This window comes from Bacillus sp. EE-W1 (genome assembly GCF_009760835.1).
Taxonomy (GTDB): Bacteria; Bacillota; Bacilli; order Bacillales; family Bacillaceae_G; genus Bacillus_A; species Bacillus_A wiedmannii.
In genome coordinates, this window is the sequence record NZ_WIPE01000101.1 from 1 (window position 1) to 17,326 (window position 17,326).

The window sequence follows — 17,326 nt, forward strand, 5'->3', positions numbered from 1 at the left end:
CGCATCAGCGACGGTTATTAATATATCATGGTGAAAATCGAAATGCAACACCTTTTATAAACTTTTTTTTAGATCACCCTAATTTCTTTGTTAATATCATATACTTAAACGAAATATCTCTTTCATGTATAAATAATTCCTACATATATTCTATATAAAGTCACTCTATCAAAAGCGTTTCTTTCTATAATAAATGTTTTATTCATATACCATATCATACAAGGAGGAATATATATGGACTATGCCGATTTATTAATCAAACTAGGTCTCTCGGCTATTTTAGGGTTCGCTATCGGTTTAGAGCGCGAATTAAAACGAAAACCACTTGGTTTAAAAACTTGTTTAGTTATTTCTATCATTAGTTGCCTCCTGACGATTGTTTCTATTAAAGCGGCTTACAATTTACCACATACCGATCATATGAATATGGATCCACTTCGACTTGCCGCTCAAATTGTATCAGGAATCGGTTTTTTAGGTGCCGGTGTTATTTTACGAAGAGGAAACGATAGCATTGCAGGACTAACGACTGCTGCTATGATTTGGGGTGCTTCTGGTATTGGTATTGCTGTTGGGGCTGGATTCTATATCGAAGCGATTTTCGGAATGTGTTTCCTTATGATTAGCGTTGAACTTATACCATTAGCAATGAAATTTGTAGGACCGAGATCATTTCGTCAACGTGATATCGCAGTAAAACTTGTCGTGCGAAATATGGACAATATCCCAATTGTAATTGAAGAAATAAAAGAAATGGATATAAAAGTTAAGAATATGAAGCTCAAAACATTGGAGAATGGTTCTCACTATTTACATTTGAAATTATCTATCGATCAAAAAAGGCATACCGCTGATGTTTACTACGCCCTCCAGCATCTTGAAAGTGTCCAACAAACTGAATTAGAAAGTATGTAATGTAAAACAAACTCTCTTTTAAATTAGAGAGTTTTTCTTTTTTCTATAATGGTAACAATGAATGTAGTCCTGCAAAGTAAGGAGGAATAAGAGTTTGAAATCCCGTCCAAATTTAGTAGATACATTTCGTGATTCCATTATTTTTCGTTTAGTTTGCTTTATTGTTTTACTTACTGCTTTTTCTGGCTTCCTTATACATAGATTAGAGCCATCGCACTTCACCACATGGTTTGATGGAGTTTGGTGGTCAATCGTTACCATTTTCACCGTTGGCTATGGTGACTTTGCCCCGCATACACTAATAGGCAAACTTATCGGTATGGGTATTATTTTATTTGGAACCGGTTTTTGTTCTTATTATATGGTTCTGTTCGCCACTGATATGATTAATAAACAATATATGAAAATTAAAGGAGAAGAAGCCGCTACCTCTAACGGTCATATGATTATCGTGGGTTGGAATGAACGGGCAAAACATGTTGTAAAACAAATGCACATCTTACAACCGAACCTTGATATCGTTTTAATTGATGAAACACTTTCTTTACTTCCAAAACCATTTCATCATTTAGAATTTATAAAGGGTTGCCCGCATCACGATCAAACTTTATTAAAAGCTAACATTACAACGGCTCACACTATATTAATAACAGCTGATAAAGAAAAAAATGAAAGCTTAGCAGATACACAGTCCATTTTAAATATTTTAACTGCGAAAGGTCTCAATCCAAACATTCACTGCATCGCCGAACTTCTTACTTCTGAACAAATACAAAATGCAACTAGAGCTGGTGTATCAGAAATTATAGAAGGAAATAAATTAACGAGCTACGTATTTACCGCTTCTCTTTTATTCCCTTCCATTTCAGGCGTACTATTCTCACTTTACGATGAAATCTCTGATAACAAATTACAACTGATGGAGCTTTATCCTTCCTGCACTGGACAAACTTTTGCAAATTGTAGCTATACTCTTTTAAAGCAAAATATTCTCTTACTAGGTATAAAACGCGACGAACAATATATGATTAATCCAGTCCATTCCTTTGTTCTCATTGAAAGCGACATACTCATTGTTATTCACCATTAAGAAAATGTTTTTCTAGTTCCTGCATGAGCACTTTCCCAATATTGATATATTTTCTTTTCACATCTCCATCTGGATCTTTCGGCTCAGCAAATTGATCCATTCCACTCGTTCCAGCCGTTAAAGTATTTACGTGATCATCTAGTTCGTCTTGATATACGTGCGAAAGAATATACGGCGTTTCCAGACGGACTATTACACCAGGCACATCTAATTCGCCATTCACTGCTGTAAATGGCACTCGCAGAAATTGATATCCATCTTCTTCATCGATTTTGTAATCAAAGCATCCTTTATCGTAATCCCAATTGCCACCAATGTTATACCCAAGTGGCTTCATTATCTCTTCTAACTTATATAACGCATATGTACGTCCTTCTAAATTTGATTGAATCGGAATCAAGCCCATCCCTCCTAGACTTTTTCTTTAGCATACCCACTCTAGTTTGAATATACCGATGGACTTTTCGATAAAATAATAAAAAGCGACCGGATTCCGGTCGCTTTTTATTATTTTAAACGCTCTTCTAATTCTGCTTTTAACTTTTCAAATCCTGGTTTACCAAGTAAAGCAAACATGTTTTTCTTGTATGCTTCTACTCCTGGTTGGTCGAATGGATTTACGCCTAATAAGTAGCCGCTCATCGCACATGCTTTTTCGAAGAAGTATACAAGGTAACCGAATGTGTACTCATTTAATTCAGGGATATTTACGATTAAGTTTGGTACGCCACCATCGCTATGTGCAAGTAATGTACCTTCGTATGCTTTCGTGTTTACGAAGTCTACAGTTTCACCAGCAAGGTAGTTTAATCCATCTAAATCGTTTTCTTCTGATTCAATTGTTAGTTCATGTGTAGATTTACCTACTTTCAGAACTGTTTCGAATAAGTCACGACGACCTTCTTGAACGTATTGACCTAATGAGTGTAAGTCAGTTGAGAAGTTTGCTGAAGATGGGAAAATACCTTTTTGATCTTTCCCTTCACTTTCACCAAATAACTGTTTCCACCATTCAGAGAAGTATTGAAGTGCCGGCTCATAGTTAACAAGCATTTCAATTGTTTTTCCTTTATTGTATAAAGCGTTACGAACTACTGCGTATTGGTAAGCTGGGTTTTCTTCTAGTTCTGATGCACCGAAGTCATCATGACCAGCAGCTGCACCTTTCATCATCTCTTCAATATTTAAGCCACTTACTGCGATTGGTAATAAACCAACTGGCGTTAATACAGAGAAACGTCCTCCAACATCATCTGGAATAACGAATGTTTCGTAACCTTCGTTATCAGCTAATGTTTTTAATGCACCACGTGCTTTATCTGTCGTTGCATAAATACGTTTGCGAGCTTCTGCTTTTCCATACTTTTCTTCTAATAACTTACGGAAAATACGGAATGCTAGTGCCGGCTCTGTTGTTGTATCTGATTTGGAAATAACGTTAATAGAGAAGTCTTTACCTTCTAATACGTCCATTAAATCTTTCATGTAAGTGGAGCTAATGTTTTGTCCAACAAATAGCACTTGTGGAGTTTTACGTTGTTCTTTAGATAGCGTGTTGTAGAAAGAATGGTTTAACATTTCGATTGCTGCACGTGCTCCTAGGTAAGAACCACCGATACCTACAACAAGTAAAATGTCAGAGTCATTTTTAATTTTTTCTGCGCATTTTTGAATGCGAGCAAATTCTTCTTTGTCATATTGAAGCGGAAGGTCTACCCACCCAAGGAAATCGTTCCCAGCTCCAGTTTTTTCGTGGATTGCATGATGTGTTACTTTCACTGCATCACGTAAATAAGTGATTTCATGTTCACCGATGAAGGATAACGCTTTAGAATAGTCGAACGTTACATGTGTACTCATCTTTTTCCCTCCAATAATGTATATGTATTTCTGTATTCACTTTAGCGAAACTGAAGTTGTAAATCAAGCGATTCAACCATTGTAAACGTAACCAATATATATTTTTTAGAAAAAGTTCATTTTTTGCATAAAAATTCGCATTTTTCGGTATAGATGTATATACATCCTTTTTCTTATATTTTTTATGTATAAAAACAACATAACTACACCATTCTATAAAGGAGTTAATTAACTCATCGCTTGTTCACGCTTCACAATTAAGGGGGGCTTTTTCATGAGTACTCTGCAACGTATCGCATTAGTCTTTACTGTAATTGGCGCCGTGAACTGGGGACTAATCGGGTTCTTCCAGTTTGACTTAGTGGCAGCCATTTTCGGTGGACAAAATTCAGCTCTTTCCCGTATTATTTACGGCATCGTCGGTATTTCTGGGCTTATCAATCTTGGTTTACTCTTTAAACCATCAGAAAATCTTGGCACTCACCCAGAAACGAACGAAATCCACTAGTCAGTATGTCTTTATTTCACCTCCGACATACAAATATGATTGCATGCAATCATATTTGCAAATATATATCATAAGACAAAGTAAAAGAGGAACGCTCATATGCGCTCCTCTTTTACTTTGTTAACTCGGACTCTTCAATCCATTCGGTTAGCTTTTCTCGCAGCGTATTAAATCCGTTCTCAGATGGATTCGGTATAAGGATCCGCCCTTGTTTTCTTCTCGCCGCTTTTAACGATAAACTCATTTTTCTGTGTTCTTCATCAATTGAAAGTACTTTTACTTCTACTGTATCGCCGACTTTTAAAAAGTCATGAATATCCTTTACATATCCATTTGTAATTTCAGATATATGCACAAGCCCTTGTGTTTCTGCATCTAACGCTACAAATGCTCCGTAATCTTGAATCCCAGTCACTTTCCCTGTTACAACCACTCCAGTTGTATATTGTTCTGACATATGAAACACTCCCATACGTTACCATTTTCTCTACAATTGTAGATAGTAAAGCAGATGATTTATTGTTAAATATCCGATTAGTTAGTACGTACCCTAAGTAAAGCTACTCAGGATATGCATACCTCATATTAGTAAATTATACCACTATGACAGAACTCATTCAAAATTAACGAAAAATTTCCTAGAGTACGTATAATTTTCTAATATTGGGATAGAATACTAACACATGGCTTTCTAGTATTCCCCCCCTTTTATGGACAAAACGTATTATGTTTTGTCCTTTTTTTATTTTCTATAAACCGTTCCATTCTCTTCATTGCTTCCATAAGTTGTTCAAGCGATGTTGCATACGAGCAACGAATAAATCCTTCACCACTTTCGCCAAATACACTTCCAGGTACAACAGCCACCTTTTCTTCTAATAATAACTGTTCTGCAAATTCTGCCGAAGATAGTCCAGTTGAAGAAATAGAAGGAAAGACATAAAATGCTCCGCCCGGCACATGACACGTTAAACCCATTTCATTAAACGATGTCGTCATAAAATTACGGCGTTTCTTATAACTATCTCTCATCCGAATTACTTCATCATTCCCCGCGCGTAACGCTTCGAGTGCTGCGAACTGAGACATTGTCGGTGCACACATCATGGAATATTGATGAATTTTAAGCATTAATTCCGAAAATTGAACAGGAGCTGCAATCATACCGAGGCGCCATCCTGTCATCGCAAACCCTTTTGAAAATCCCGAAATTAAAATTGTATGCTCGCGCATATTTTTAATACTCGCGAAACTTGTATATACTTCGTCGTATACAAGCTCTGCATAAATTTCATCAGATAATACGATTAAATTGTACTTCTCAACAATCACTGCTATTTCTTCAAGCTCGGATTTATTTAACATTGCACCTGTTGGGTTATTTGGTGAACAAAGCAAAATTGCCTTTGTTTTCGCTGTAATAGCTGCTTCAATTTGTTCTGGTTGTACTTTAAACTCGTTTTCTAAAGTCGTTGCCACAGGAACCGGAACTCCTCCAGCTAATGTCACAAGCGGTGCATAAGAAACGAAGCTTGGTTCAATAATGAGTACTTCATCATCAGGATTTATAATGGCGCGCATCGCTACATCTAACGCCTGACTCGCTCCAACTGTAACAATGATTTCATCGTTCGGATCATAAGATACTGCAAATTGTTTTTTTAGATACTTTGCTATTTCTTGGCGCAGTTCCAATAATCCTGCATTTGCTGTATATGACGTATATCCTTGTTCTAAAGAACGGATGCATGCTTGCCTTACATTCCAAGGTGTAACAAAGTCAGGCTCTCCTACTCCAAGAGAAATAACACCTTTCATATTTGCTGCTAAATCGAAAAACTTTCGAATACCAGATGGTTGTAAAGATTCTGCCGTTCTAGATAGTTCAAATTGCTTCATGGTGTCACCACAATGCGCTTATCATCATCGTTTTTTTCGTAAATAATTCCCTCATGTTTATACTTTTTCAAAATGAAATGCGTTGTTGTAGAAACGACAGATTCAATTGTTGCTAATTTCTCAGAAACAAACATCGCGACTTCTCCCATTGTCTTTCCTTCTAATGTAATAGAAAGATCGTATGTCCCTGACATTAAATACACAGATTTCACTTCTGAATAACGATAAATTTGTTCAGCAACCGCATCGAACCCAACGCCGCGCTTTGGCGTAACTTTCACATCGATCATCGCCGTTAAACCTGTATGTTCTTTTACCTTCGTCCAATCGATATGTGTTACATAATCAACAATAATCTTTTCCGCTTCTAATTTTTCAACCATCTTCTTTACTTCTTCTACTTCTATATTTAACAGCTTCGCTAATGTATCTACAGATAATCGACTACTTTTTTCAAGACAAGCTAATAATTCTAATTCTTTTTCTGTCACCATATAAATCATCCTTCCTTTTCGTTTGTGTCTAAATTATACAAATACCCCTTCCAGTTTGAAAAGAAGATTTTTTTAGTGAATTATGTCAAAATAAAGTGAAACTTTAATCAGCGGAATGCTTCACCCCGCTGATTATTAGCCCGCACCAATCGGGCTTTTACGAGCAGTTGATCTCCCACCTCACTTCTTTGCCTCAGCCGTCTTTTTAGGTGGGAGTCTTACTGCTCGTTAAAGCGGGGTAAAGTGAAACTTTAATCAGCGGGAAAATGCGTGATAAAGCGAAAGGGGATGGAACCGTGAAACCAAAGGTTTATATTGCTGAACCAGTTCCAACATTTGTAGAAAACTATTTATCAGAACACTGTGATTATGAAAAATGGGAGCAAAATGAGAAGGTACCTCGTGATGTCCTATTGGAGAAAATACAAAATAAAGATGGCTTATTAAATTTCGGATCTGCTATTAATGAAGAATTATTAAATGTAGCTCCTAACTTAAAAGTAGTGAGCAACATTTCTGTCGGTTACGATAATTTTGATTTACAAGCGATGGAAAAGCGCAACGTCATTGGAACGAATACACCATATGTATTAGATGATACAGTAGCGGACCTTGTTTTCGCTCTTATGTTATCTGCTGGTCGCCGCGTCTGCGAACTCGACTCCTACGTGAAAAATGGTGAATGGAACGCCGAAATCGGAAAAGAGCACTTCGGGCTGGATGTACACCATAGTACAATCGGTATTATCGGAATGGGACGAATTGGAGAAGCCGTTGCAAAACGGGCGAAATTCGGATTTGATATGAATGTTCTGTATTATAACCGTCGCCGTAAAGAAGAAGCTGAACAAAAATTCGATGCTACATATTGTGATTTACAGACGTTACTCAAACAATCTGATTTTATTGTTCTTCTTACTCCATTAACAGATGAAACGTATCATCTTATCGGAGAAAAGGAATTTTCATTAATGAAAGAAACAGCAATCTTCATTAATGCCTCTCGCGGAAAAACAGTAGATGAAGAAGCGTTAATACATGCGTTAACAGAAAAGAAAATCTTTGCAGCAGGCATTGACACTTTTACACAAGAGCCGATTCAAAAAGATAATCCGCTCTTATCATTACAAAATGTTGTGACTTTACCACACATCGGATCTGCAACATTAAAAACTAGGCAGCAAATGGCTATGACAGCCGCTGAAAATTTAGTTGCAGGGTTACAAGGAAAAACACCGCCTAATATTGTTCGTGGATAATGATGAATAAGCAAAAGGCAAGATGACATCGTCATCTTGCCTTTTTTTGTTAACATATTTTTTTCTGCCTTGGAGATGATATGAACAAAAATCAATGGAGTGACAAAAAATGAATCACGAATATACTTGTCCTTATTTCACTTTTTCCACTCGCGGCACTACTATTCATTACGAATTGTATGAACATGACAACAAAACGGAACGTCCTACTTTCGTACTCGTTCACGGCTTTTTATCTTCCTCATTCAGTTACCGCCGCCTCATTCCTTTATTATCGAAAGCAGGAACAGTACTAGCTCTTGATTTGCCACCGTTCGGAAAAAGTGATAAGTCTCATCTCTTTAAGTATTCTTATCATAATTTAGCAACGGTTATTATCGATTTAATTGAACATTTATCTCTCTCAAATATTGTGTTAGTTGGGCATTCTATGGGTGGACAAATTTCTCTCTATGTAAACCGTATACGCCCTGAATTAATCTCAAAGACAATTTTACTATGCAGCTCTAGCTATTTAGCACGCGCAACCTTACCTTTACTGTACTCTTCTTATTTACCGTTCTTTCATTTATACGTAAAGAACTGGATTATACGGCGCGGGATTGTTCATAACTTAATGAATGTCGTTCATGATCACTCATTAATTGACGATGAAATGAAGGAAGGTTACTCCGCTCCTTTTTATGACAACCGTATATTCCCTGCTTTAACTCGTATGATAAGAGACCGTGAAGGTGATTTATCTTCAAATGAATTACAAAAAATCGAAACACCTACACTACTCATTTGGGGTGAAAAAGATCGTGTCGTCCCTGTACATGTAGGTCATCGGCTACACAAAGATTTACCAAATTCTAAATTTATTTCTTACGAAAACACAGGACATTTACTACCTGAAGAAAAGCCTGAACTTGTTTATGAAGAAATTATCGCTTTTTCTGCACAATAATACAAAAGGCTGTCGGAAATTCCGACAGCCTACAATGAACAACTTCCGCCTTCTTTTATTACAAGTAATTCCACAGCTAACTTCTCACATTTTCCAAGCGCAGGTACTTCCTCAAAAGACATAAAGTATATATGTTGAATCTTTTTTGCGATGTATTTTGGATCGTCGAACACACTTACGACGTTCACAACATCGCTCGCTTCTGTTTCATAAAACTCCGGTCCCATTTGAAACGGATCCCAATTCTTCACAACCTCTATCATCTTTTCATATGTACCCATTCGCTTCCCGCCTTTTCACTTTTTAATGCTTTTCTTTATCCTATCACATCAGCTATTCTATAAGAAGAGAGAGAACTTTCATAACTTAACGGTTTACAGAAGAAGGGGGCAAACTTATGCAACTATTTCATAAAACAGTCAATCGACGTGGAACCCATAGTACGAAATGGGATACGTATAAAAACGAAGAACTTCTCCATGCTTGGATTGCTGATATGGATTTTGAAGTACCACAACCAATTCAGACTGCTTTAAAGAAACGTATCGAGCATCCTATTTTCGGCTATACACTTCCTCCCGAAAATATTGGAGATATTATTTGTAACTGGACAAAAAAACAGTACAACTGGGATATTCAAAAAGATTGGATTGTCTTTAGCGCGGGAATCGTTCCAGCTCTTAGTGCGAGCATACAGGCCTTCACAAAGGAAAACGAATCCGTTCTCGTACAACCACCTATTTATCCCCCATTTTTCGAAATGGTCACAACAAACAACAGACGATTATGCGTGAGTCCTTTACAGAAACAAAATGATACATATACGATAGACTTCGATCATTTAGAAAAGCAATTTCAACAAGGCGTCAAACTCATGCTTCTTTGTAGTCCTCACAATCCAATCGGGCGTGTTTGGTCAAAAGAGGAACTTACACAACTTGGCACGTTATGTACAAAATATAATGTAATCGTTGTCGCGGATGAAATTCATTCCGATATTATTTACGGAGATCATACGCATACACCGTTCGCTTCCTTATCTGAAGAATTAGCAGCGCGCACGATTACTTGTATGGCTCCGAGTAAAACATTTAATATCGCTGGATTACAGGCATCGATTATTATCATTCCAAACGAAAAACTCCGTCAAACCTTTATATCTATCCAATATAGACAAGGTTTCCACGGATTAAATACATTTGCCTATACAGCGATGCAAAGTGCCTATACAGAATGTAATGATTGGCTACATGAAATTCGATTATATATAGAAGATAACGCTCAATTCGCTTGTAAATATATTAAAAATCACATACCCGCTCTTTCTGTAACGAAACCAGAAGGTAGCTTTTTATTATGGATCGATTGCTCCCGCCTACAGCTTTCTCAAAATGAACGCACTGCATTACTTGAGGAAAAAGGGAAAATCATCGTTGAACCTGGTGAGAAATACGGATTAGGCGGCGAAGAACATATTCGAATTAACATCGGCTGTCCAAGATCTGTTTTAGAAGAAATTTTAAATAGACTGCGCCATACGTTTTCAGAATAAGAAAGGAGGTAATTCGGGAAAACCTCCTTTATCAATATCTTTTCAAATACGTTTCACAAAAAAAGCTACCATGCACGGTAGCTTTTACTTTTTCTTCATATCCGACGCTTTTTTTACAATGACACCACAAGCAATTCGATCACCGGATTTACCTGTTGGTTGTGTCATACCATCATCAGCGTTTTCTGTAATAATAATAGACGCTCCATCTTTTCTATGAATCGTTGTTTTCCCTTCTTCAAGCGTTATGTGCGGCGCATCGATTTCTGCTTTAATCTTTCCAGAACCGTCTGCAATTACGTTCGGTAAATCACCGTTTTCTGCACCCTTCGGATTAAGAAGTCCATGCTTTTTATTATCAGGATTAAAATGATTACCAGATGATTCAAAACGTGGTGCTTTACACTCACCAATTTCGTGTACATGCAGTCCGTGCGCGCCTGGTGCGAAACCTTCCCCTTTAATCGTAATTTTCACTCCGCTTGTTTGCTGCACTACTTTCGCAGTCCCCACTTCATCGCCTGAAGCATTATGTAATTTCACGTCAATTTCTTTCGGCTTCCCTTGGTCACAACCTGCCATCAGAAATAATAAACAACAACTTAAAAAAAGCCGTTTTTTCATTCTATTCCCTCCAAAATATATTCTGCCCTTAGATTGTCCGAGCATAGAGGGAAACATACAAAAATGAGTTACTGTTTCTTTTCCGCTAAAAGTTTTTCTTCAACTTTCTGTAATCGCTCCGCTTCGCGTTTTGATACACGAATGAACATACGCCACGTAGCAACGGCACCAATGATAAATAGAACGCAAACAATCCCTGGAATAATATATTCTGTTTTATCTTCCGGAAAATATAAAGGCATCATACGGAACACTCCTTATTATAGGATTCAAAAAACATCAGAATTTTCTGTTATATAATATAAAATTATAGTGGAACCTATCCATATTCTCAAGGGGGCATTCCGAAAGCGAATGATTTCTTTGACTCCTTCGCACACTTTCCTTACTATAAACTTGAGGTGAAAAATATGAGAGAAACATTTGAAATTGGTGAAATCGTTACTGGTATTTATAAAACTGGCAAATACATCGGCGAAGTTACAAATAGCCGTCCTGGCAGTTACGTCGTAAAAGTGTTAGCTGTTTTAAAACATCCGGTGCAAGGTGACTTACATAACGTAAAACAAGCTGACGTACCATTTTTCCATGAAAGACGTGCTTTAGCTTTCCGTGAACAGACGAACATTCCAGAGCAAATGGTGAAGAAATATGAAGGAGAAATTCCAGAGTATACAGAGTCACTCAAATTAGCATTGGAAACTCAAATGAATTCATTTTCTGAAGATGATTCACCTTTTGCGGTTCGTAGTCTAGAAACATTAGAGCAGTTAAAAAAAGACTACAAACTTTAAAAAAACAAAACGACCAAATTACATACTATGCAATTTGGTCGTTACTGTGTACTCACTTTCTTTAACACTTTTGAAAAATCAACGAGTTCTCCCAATGTTGGAGGTGCTGGTTTCACTAAATACTCTTTATCTTTTTCTACTAATTTAAAAATATTATACGTCGTCATCGCATCATCTAGCGCACAATGATGCTTACCCGTCCCTGCTTTTCCATATGCCTCAATTGCTTTCCACAATCCTGTTTGATTTCTCTCCCCAAAAAACTTCTTATACTCAAGTGATAAATCACGACACTGTCCTAAGAACGGAAAGTCTACTCTTGCCATTTCACAATTATGCTTCAACACTTTCATATCCATATTTCCCCACGTAACAATGGTTGGTTTACATCTCCTTTCATATTCTGCAAGTTTTTCAACGAGTTCTGGAAACGCAATTCCTTTATCTACGACTTCTTGTTTAATTCCTAAAAATTTCTTACATCGATCCGTTAAAGAAGGAAAAGTTTTCGGCCTAACATGAGCTGAATACGTGTCTTCTACCTTACAGCCAACAACCGAAACGAGTCCTACTTCAATGATTTCCGGGAAAAATCCTTTTGGTTTTTTTCTGTGCTGGGGCATCGTAAACTCAAAATCCAAAAATAAAAATCGTTGTTCATCCATACGATCCCTTCCTTATCATCTTTGTCATTCCTTTCTATTTGACACTCCTACACGAACAAGCTCGAATGCTAATTCCATTTTAAATATTCAGATTGGATGTATCTTATATATATGTCAAATGCCCACAAATATTTTTAAAAATAAGAAAAAATGACCGATGCAGAAAATATGACAAAATAAGCCCTTTCATTTACATCCCCCTTTTTTCTACTTTATAATGACGTTATGTGTGTTTCATCTAGTTAATTTTTTGACACACTAAGAAAAGTGAATGAAAGGAGATGAGAGTTTTGCACGAAACAACGCAAGAGCTCGCAAACTGGCAGTATTATTTTGCTATCGCAGTCTTTTTAATTACATATGCCATTATTATTTCAGAAAAAATTAATCGCGCTGTCATCGCACTTCTTGGTGCAGCACTCATGGTAATTATGGGGGTCGTTGATTTACACAACGCCTTTACGAAACATATTGAATGGGGGACGATTACGCTACTCATCGGTATGATGATTCTGGTGAACATTACAAGTAAATCGGGTGTCTTCCAATACGTTGCCATTAAAGCAGCAAAAGGGGCGCAAGGAAATCCAATTAAAATTTTAATTTCACTTTCCTTACTTACTGCGCTTGGTTCCGCATTTTTAGATAACGTTACAACTGTACTTCTTGTTGTTCCAGTTACTTTATCTATTACGCGCATACTGAAAGTAAATCCTGTTCCTTATTTACTTTCTGAAATTATTTTTTCAAACATTGGAGGAACAGCAACATTAATTGGTGATCCACCTAACATTATGATTGGTTCTGCAAATAAGCATTTAGATTTCAATGCGTTCTTATTCAACTTAGCACCTATCGTAATCATTATTATTGCTGTTACAGCGACAATACTTTACTTCATGTATCGTAAACAATTAATTGCTGATCCTGTACAAATTAAAAAATTAATGAGTTTAGATGAAAAACAATACATTAAAGATCCAGTATTAATGAAAAAATCTTTAACCGTACTTGGACTTACAATCGTAGGTTTCATGACTCATTCGATCTTCCATGTTGATGCAGCTATCATCGCTTTAACTGGTGCTACTGTACTTATGCTAATCGGTGTGAAAGAACATGAAATTGAAGAGGTATTCGCAAGTGTAGAGTGGGTAACAATCTTCTTCTTCGCAGGACTATTCGTACTTGTTGGAGGACTTATTGATATCGGCCTTATCAAAATGTTAGCTCAAAAAGTAATTGGAATAACAGGTGGAGATGTTTCTTACGCATCTATCCTTATTTTATGGGTATCTGGTATCGCCTCTGCAACAATTGATAACATTCCATTCGTTGCAACAATGATCCCACTTATTAACGATATGGCAGTTGGGCTAGGTTTATCACCTTCTGACGCACAAATCGACGTATTATGGTGGGCATTAGCATTAGGTGCTTGTCTAGGTGGAAACGGAACATTAATCGGAGCTTCTGCTAACGTAATTGTTGCAGGTATCGCAAGTCGTGAGGGCCATAAATTTAGCTACATGGAATTCCTTAAAGTCGGCTTCCCAATTATGATCGTTTCATTAATCATTTCTCATATTTATATTTATTTACGCTACCTTATGTAGTAGAAAAAGGGTTGTCACATGTGACAGCCCTTTTTCTTGTTCAATACAATTATATGAATGATTTTTCAAATATCCCTACTCGTTATACCTTACCGGCTCATTCCGAATAATGAACAAGTGAATCGGTAAGAAAACCGAAAATGTGATTGTATGAATAATCGTAAACAATATAGAATTCGTTCCGTATCTATCTAAAATTGCGTAGATAAGATAAATAGACAGCACAATCGATACAGCTGTTGCTAATAAATATAGAATTGGTACGAAGTTAAAAATGAAACACGCGACATATATGCCGAATACTTTCCATCCTGCTTCTTCTTTTAAGAAATCCGGTAATTTGTCTTTTGCTAAATCACCCCATATCTTACTATTTAAAAAAGGAATAAACGCAAGAGCACCATCCGTTGCACCATCATTTTTCGCCATCGTATACAGTGCAAAAGCCGTTAATAAATACGCAATAATTGCCCAAATCAATACAAGAAGAATAAACGCAAAACTAAGAGCAAAGAAACCTGCTAGTACGCCTTGATCTTCCATCTTATCCTCTCCTCTCTACTCTCAACATATTTCATTACTTTACAAGTTATGTTTTAAAATTTATCCAAACTCTCTGTATAATAATAGGAGCGAGATAATAAGAGAGGAGAACGCACTTATGCATCCATTTGTACAAGCATTACAAGAGCATTTCACAGCCCATAAAAATCCTGAAAAAGCAGAACCGATGGCATGTTATATGAAAAACCACTTCCCATTTCTCGGTATTCAAACACCTGAAAGAAGACAACTATTGAAAGACGTCATCCAAATACACACTCCCCCAGATCAAAAAGATTTCCAAGTTATCGTACGTGAGCTTTGGGATTTACCAGAACGTGAATTTCAAGCGGCCGCACTCGATATTATGCAAAAATATAAAAAGCATATAAACGAAACGCATATCCCGTTTTTAGAAGAACTTATTGTAACAAAATCTTGGTGGGATTCTGTTGATAGCATCGTCCCTACATTTTTAGGAAATATCTTTTTAAAACATCCGGAATTAATTTCTGCCTATATTCCAAAATGGATTGCATCAGACAACATATGGTTACAACGCGCCGCTATTTTATTCCAGCTAAAATATAAACAAAAGATGGACGAAGAACTTCTTTTCTGGATTATTGGACAACTACATTCTTCAAAAGAATTTTTCATTCAAAAAGCGATTGGCTGGGTCCTTCGCGAGTATGCAAAAACGAAGCCCGATGTCGTTTGGGAATACGTGCAAAATAACGAGCTTGCTCCCCTTAGTAAACGTGAAGCAATTAAGCACATTAAACAAAATTACGGAATAAATAACGAAAAAATAGGCGAGACTCTATCATAGATAGACGCGTTCCTCTATTGAGATTTAAAAAAGAACGTGTTAGAATATGTTCATTATTATTAATATAAGTAGCGATGACGGACTTATAAGTACTTGCACAAAAAGCGATTCAGGGATAGTGAAAGCCTGATGCCGCAAGGAAACGGCAGTCCCGAGCAATACGTGATAAAGTGGATGCACCTGTTGTGTATCAACTAGGGTGGAACCGCGGGCAAACGCTCGTCCCTAGGCAATTAAGCCTTGGGATGAGCGTTTTTTTTATGTTTTTCAAAGCATATACCGCTCGTTTCACAAGTATCAGAGCACGTCATCGCCAATACGTTAACTTTCAAAAGGAGGATTTTATTATGTATTCAATGGAACAAGTTGTAAACTTAGCGAAACATCGCGGTTTTGTTTTCCCTGGTTCTGAAATTTACGGTGGTCTTGCAAACACTTGGGATTACGGTCCACTTGGAATCGAATTAAAAAATAACGTTAAAAAAGCTTGGTGGAAAAAATTCATTCAAGAATCTCCATACAACGTTGGTTTAGACGCAGCTATTTTAATGAACCCAAAAACTTGGATCGCTTCTGGTCACGTTGGTAACTTCAACGATCCAATGATCGACTGTAAAAAATGTAAAGCGCGTCACCGTGCTGACAAATTAATTGAAGATGCATTAGATGCAAAAGGCATCGAAATGGTTGTTGATGGTCTTACTTTCGACCAAATGGCTGACCTAATGAAAGAACATGAAGTAAAATGTCCTGATTGTGGTAGTGAAGAGTTCACTGAAATCCGTCAGTTCAACTTAATGTTCAAAACATTCCAAGGTGTTACAGAGTCTAGCACGAACGAAATCTTCCTTCGTCCTGAAACAGCACAAGGTATTTTCGTAAACTTTAAAAACGTACAACGCTCTATGCGTAAAAAACTTCCATTTGGTATTGGCCAAATCGGTAAGAGCTTCCGTAACGAAATCACGCCTGGTAACTTCACATTCCGTACACGTGAATTCGAACAAATGGAACTTGAATTCTTCTGTAAGCCTGGTGAAGATTTAGAATGGTTCGCATTCTGGCGTGAAACTTGTAAGAACTGGTTACTTTCACTTGGTATGACTGAAGAAAGCATGCGTCTTCGTGACCACGGTGAAGAGGAATTATCTCATTACAGTAACGCAACAACTGATATTGAATTCAGATTCCCATTCGGTTGGGGCGAACTTTGGGGCGTAGCATCTCGTACAGACTTCGATTTAAAACGTCACATGGAACACTCTAATGAAGACTTTAACTATATCGATCCACAAACGAATGAGCGTTACGTACCGTACTGCATCGAGCCATCTTTAGGTGCTGACCGTGTAACATTAGCATTCTTATGTGATGCATATGAAGAAGAGCAATTGGAAAACGATTCTCGTACAGTTCTTCGTTTCCACCCTGCTTTAGCACCATACAAAGCAGCTATCTTACCATTATCTAAAAAGCTATCTGAAGGTGCTACTGAAGTATTCGCAGAACTAGCTAAAGACTTCATGGTAGACTTTGACGAAACTGGTTCTATCGGTAAACGTTACCGTCGTCAAGACGAAATCGGTACACCATTCTGTATCACTTACGACTTCGACTCAGTTGAAGACAAAGCTGTTACAGTACGTGACCGTGACACAATGGAACAAGTTCGTATGCCAATTAGCGAGCTAAAAGGCTTCTTAGAGAAGAAAATCCAGTTCTAATT

General features: G+C 37.1%; 20 protein-coding genes. 10 read left to right on the forward strand and 10 right to left on the reverse strand.

The window, feature by feature from the left end:
* The first annotated feature begins 234 nt into the window (after positions 1 to 234).
* On the forward strand, positions 235 to 915 hold the full coding sequence (locus tag GFJ36_RS25155) for an MgtC/SapB family protein (RefSeq protein WP_000384160.1): 681 nt from the start codon (positions 235 to 237) through the stop codon (positions 913 to 915).
* 94 nt (positions 916 to 1,009) lie between these two features.
* Positions 1,010 to 2,005 carry a potassium channel family protein gene (locus GFJ36_RS25160; RefSeq protein ID WP_087986054.1) on the forward strand — a complete coding sequence of 332 codons (996 nt, stop codon included), beginning with the start codon at positions 1,010 to 1,012 and terminating at the stop codon, positions 2,003 to 2,005.
* Here the strand turns inward: GFJ36_RS25160 and GFJ36_RS25165 are convergent.
* Both GFJ36_RS25165 and GFJ36_RS25170 read right to left on the reverse strand, forming a co-directional pair.
* Positions 1,992 to 2,405, reverse strand: coding sequence for a YugN-like family protein (locus tag GFJ36_RS25165; RefSeq protein WP_137014476.1), 414 nt, complete (start codon positions 2,403 to 2,405; stop codon positions 1,992 to 1,994). The two genes, GFJ36_RS25160 and GFJ36_RS25165, sit on opposite strands and share 14 nt — an antisense overlap.
* Before the next feature lie 107 nt (positions 2,406 to 2,512).
* A complete protein-coding gene (locus GFJ36_RS25170; RefSeq protein WP_157349775.1) occupies positions 2,513 to 3,865 on the reverse strand; it encodes a glucose-6-phosphate isomerase in 1,353 nt (450 codons plus the stop codon).
* 274 nt (positions 3,866 to 4,139) lie between these two features.
* Here GFJ36_RS25170 and GFJ36_RS25175 point away from each other — a divergent pair, with 274 nt between their 5' ends.
* On the forward strand, positions 4,140 to 4,373 hold the full coding sequence (locus GFJ36_RS25175) for a DUF378 domain-containing protein (RefSeq protein WP_048542215.1): 234 nt from the start codon (positions 4,140 to 4,142) through the stop codon (positions 4,371 to 4,373).
* 112 nt (positions 4,374 to 4,485) lie between these two features.
* Here the strand turns inward: GFJ36_RS25175 and yugI are convergent, their stop codons facing one another.
* From yugI to GFJ36_RS25190, 3 genes are all read right to left on the reverse strand, one after another.
* On the reverse strand, positions 4,486 to 4,830 hold the full coding sequence (gene yugI, locus GFJ36_RS25180; protein WP_000003769.1) for a S1 domain-containing post-transcriptional regulator GSP13: 345 nt from the start codon (positions 4,828 to 4,830) through the stop codon (positions 4,486 to 4,488).
* Positions 4,831 to 5,081: 251 nt separating this feature from the next.
* Positions 5,082 to 6,272, reverse strand: coding sequence for an aminotransferase (locus tag GFJ36_RS25185; RefSeq protein WP_087982765.1), 1,191 nt, complete (start codon positions 6,270 to 6,272; stop codon positions 5,082 to 5,084).
* Complete coding sequence (locus GFJ36_RS25190; RefSeq protein WP_000255701.1) at positions 6,269 to 6,766, reverse strand: Lrp/AsnC family transcriptional regulator; 498 nt, start codon at positions 6,764 to 6,766, stop codon at positions 6,269 to 6,271. The genes GFJ36_RS25185 and GFJ36_RS25190 overlap by 4 nt, the downstream gene beginning before the upstream one ends.
* 266 nt (positions 6,767 to 7,032) lie before the next feature.
* Between GFJ36_RS25190 and GFJ36_RS25195 the strand changes: the two genes are divergently transcribed.
* Together GFJ36_RS25195 and GFJ36_RS25200 are read left to right on the forward strand one after the other, a co-directional pair.
* Positions 7,033 to 8,025 (forward strand): 2-hydroxyacid dehydrogenase, encoded by a 993-nt coding sequence (locus GFJ36_RS25195; RefSeq protein ID WP_087986052.1) that lies wholly within the window; start codon positions 7,033 to 7,035, stop codon positions 8,023 to 8,025.
* Positions 8,026 to 8,134: 109 nt separating this feature from the next.
* Positions 8,135 to 8,974: an alpha/beta fold hydrolase gene (locus GFJ36_RS25200; RefSeq protein WP_088064697.1), complete on the forward strand. Its 840-nt coding sequence runs from the start codon at positions 8,135 to 8,137 to the stop codon at positions 8,972 to 8,974.
* 29 nt (positions 8,975 to 9,003) lie between these two features.
* Here the strand turns inward: GFJ36_RS25200 and GFJ36_RS25205 are convergent, their stop codons facing one another.
* The gene (locus tag GFJ36_RS25205; protein WP_000537643.1) at positions 9,004 to 9,255 is read right to left on the reverse strand and encodes a YugE family protein; all 252 of its coding nucleotides are present in this window, start codon (positions 9,253 to 9,255) and stop codon (positions 9,004 to 9,006) included.
* A 116-nt stretch (positions 9,256 to 9,371) separates the two neighbouring features.
* On the opposite strand from GFJ36_RS25205, the gene GFJ36_RS25210 reads away from it, so the two are divergent.
* Entirely contained in the window at positions 9,372 to 10,526 is a 1,155-nt protein-coding gene (locus GFJ36_RS25210) for a MalY/PatB family protein (protein WP_087986051.1), read from the forward strand.
* An 84-nt stretch (positions 10,527 to 10,610) separates the two neighbouring features.
* On the opposite strand, the gene sodC is transcribed toward GFJ36_RS25210, so the two are convergent.
* Together sodC and GFJ36_RS29260 are read right to left on the reverse strand one after the other, a co-directional pair.
* Positions 10,611 to 11,150 (reverse strand): superoxide dismutase [Cu-Zn], encoded by a 540-nt coding sequence (gene sodC / locus GFJ36_RS25215; protein WP_000746533.1) that lies wholly within the window; start codon positions 11,148 to 11,150, stop codon positions 10,611 to 10,613.
* 68 nt (positions 11,151 to 11,218) lie between these two features.
* A complete protein-coding gene (locus GFJ36_RS29260) occupies positions 11,219 to 11,395 on the reverse strand; it encodes a hypothetical protein (RefSeq protein ID WP_000982763.1) in 177 nt (58 codons plus the stop codon).
* 165 nt (positions 11,396 to 11,560) lie between these two features.
* Here GFJ36_RS29260 and kapB point away from each other — a divergent pair, with 165 nt between their 5' ends.
* Complete coding sequence (gene kapB, locus GFJ36_RS25220) at positions 11,561 to 11,944, forward strand: kinase-associated lipoprotein KapB (RefSeq protein ID WP_001209345.1); 384 nt, start codon at positions 11,561 to 11,563, stop codon at positions 11,942 to 11,944.
* A 41-nt stretch (positions 11,945 to 11,985) separates the two neighbouring features.
* Here kapB and kapD read toward each other — a convergent pair whose 3' ends face one another.
* Positions 11,986 to 12,609, reverse strand: a complete 624-nt coding sequence (gene kapD, locus GFJ36_RS25225; protein ID WP_088064700.1) for a 3'-5' exonuclease KapD — start codon at positions 12,607 to 12,609, stop codon at positions 11,986 to 11,988.
* A 290-nt stretch (positions 12,610 to 12,899) separates the two neighbouring features.
* On the opposite strand from kapD, the gene GFJ36_RS25230 reads away from it, so the two are divergent.
* Positions 12,900 to 14,225, forward strand: a complete 1,326-nt coding sequence (locus GFJ36_RS25230) for an ArsB/NhaD family transporter (RefSeq protein ID WP_137011545.1) — start codon at positions 12,900 to 12,902, stop codon at positions 14,223 to 14,225.
* Between the two features lie 75 nt (positions 14,226 to 14,300).
* Here GFJ36_RS25230 and GFJ36_RS25235 read toward each other — a convergent pair whose 3' ends face one another.
* On the reverse strand, positions 14,301 to 14,768 hold the full coding sequence (locus tag GFJ36_RS25235; protein WP_097891434.1) for a hypothetical protein: 468 nt from the start codon (positions 14,766 to 14,768) through the stop codon (positions 14,301 to 14,303).
* A 118-nt stretch (positions 14,769 to 14,886) separates the two neighbouring features.
* Here GFJ36_RS25235 and GFJ36_RS25240 point away from each other — a divergent pair, with 118 nt between their 5' ends.
* Positions 14,887 to 15,600, forward strand: coding sequence for a DNA alkylation repair protein (locus GFJ36_RS25240; protein WP_097891432.1), 714 nt, complete (start codon positions 14,887 to 14,889; stop codon positions 15,598 to 15,600).
* 347 nt (positions 15,601 to 15,947) lie between these two features.
* Positions 15,948 to 17,324 (forward strand): glycine--tRNA ligase, encoded by a 1,377-nt coding sequence (locus GFJ36_RS25245; RefSeq protein ID WP_000287155.1) that lies wholly within the window; start codon positions 15,948 to 15,950, stop codon positions 17,322 to 17,324.
* Positions 17,325 to 17,326: the final 2 nt, after the last annotated feature.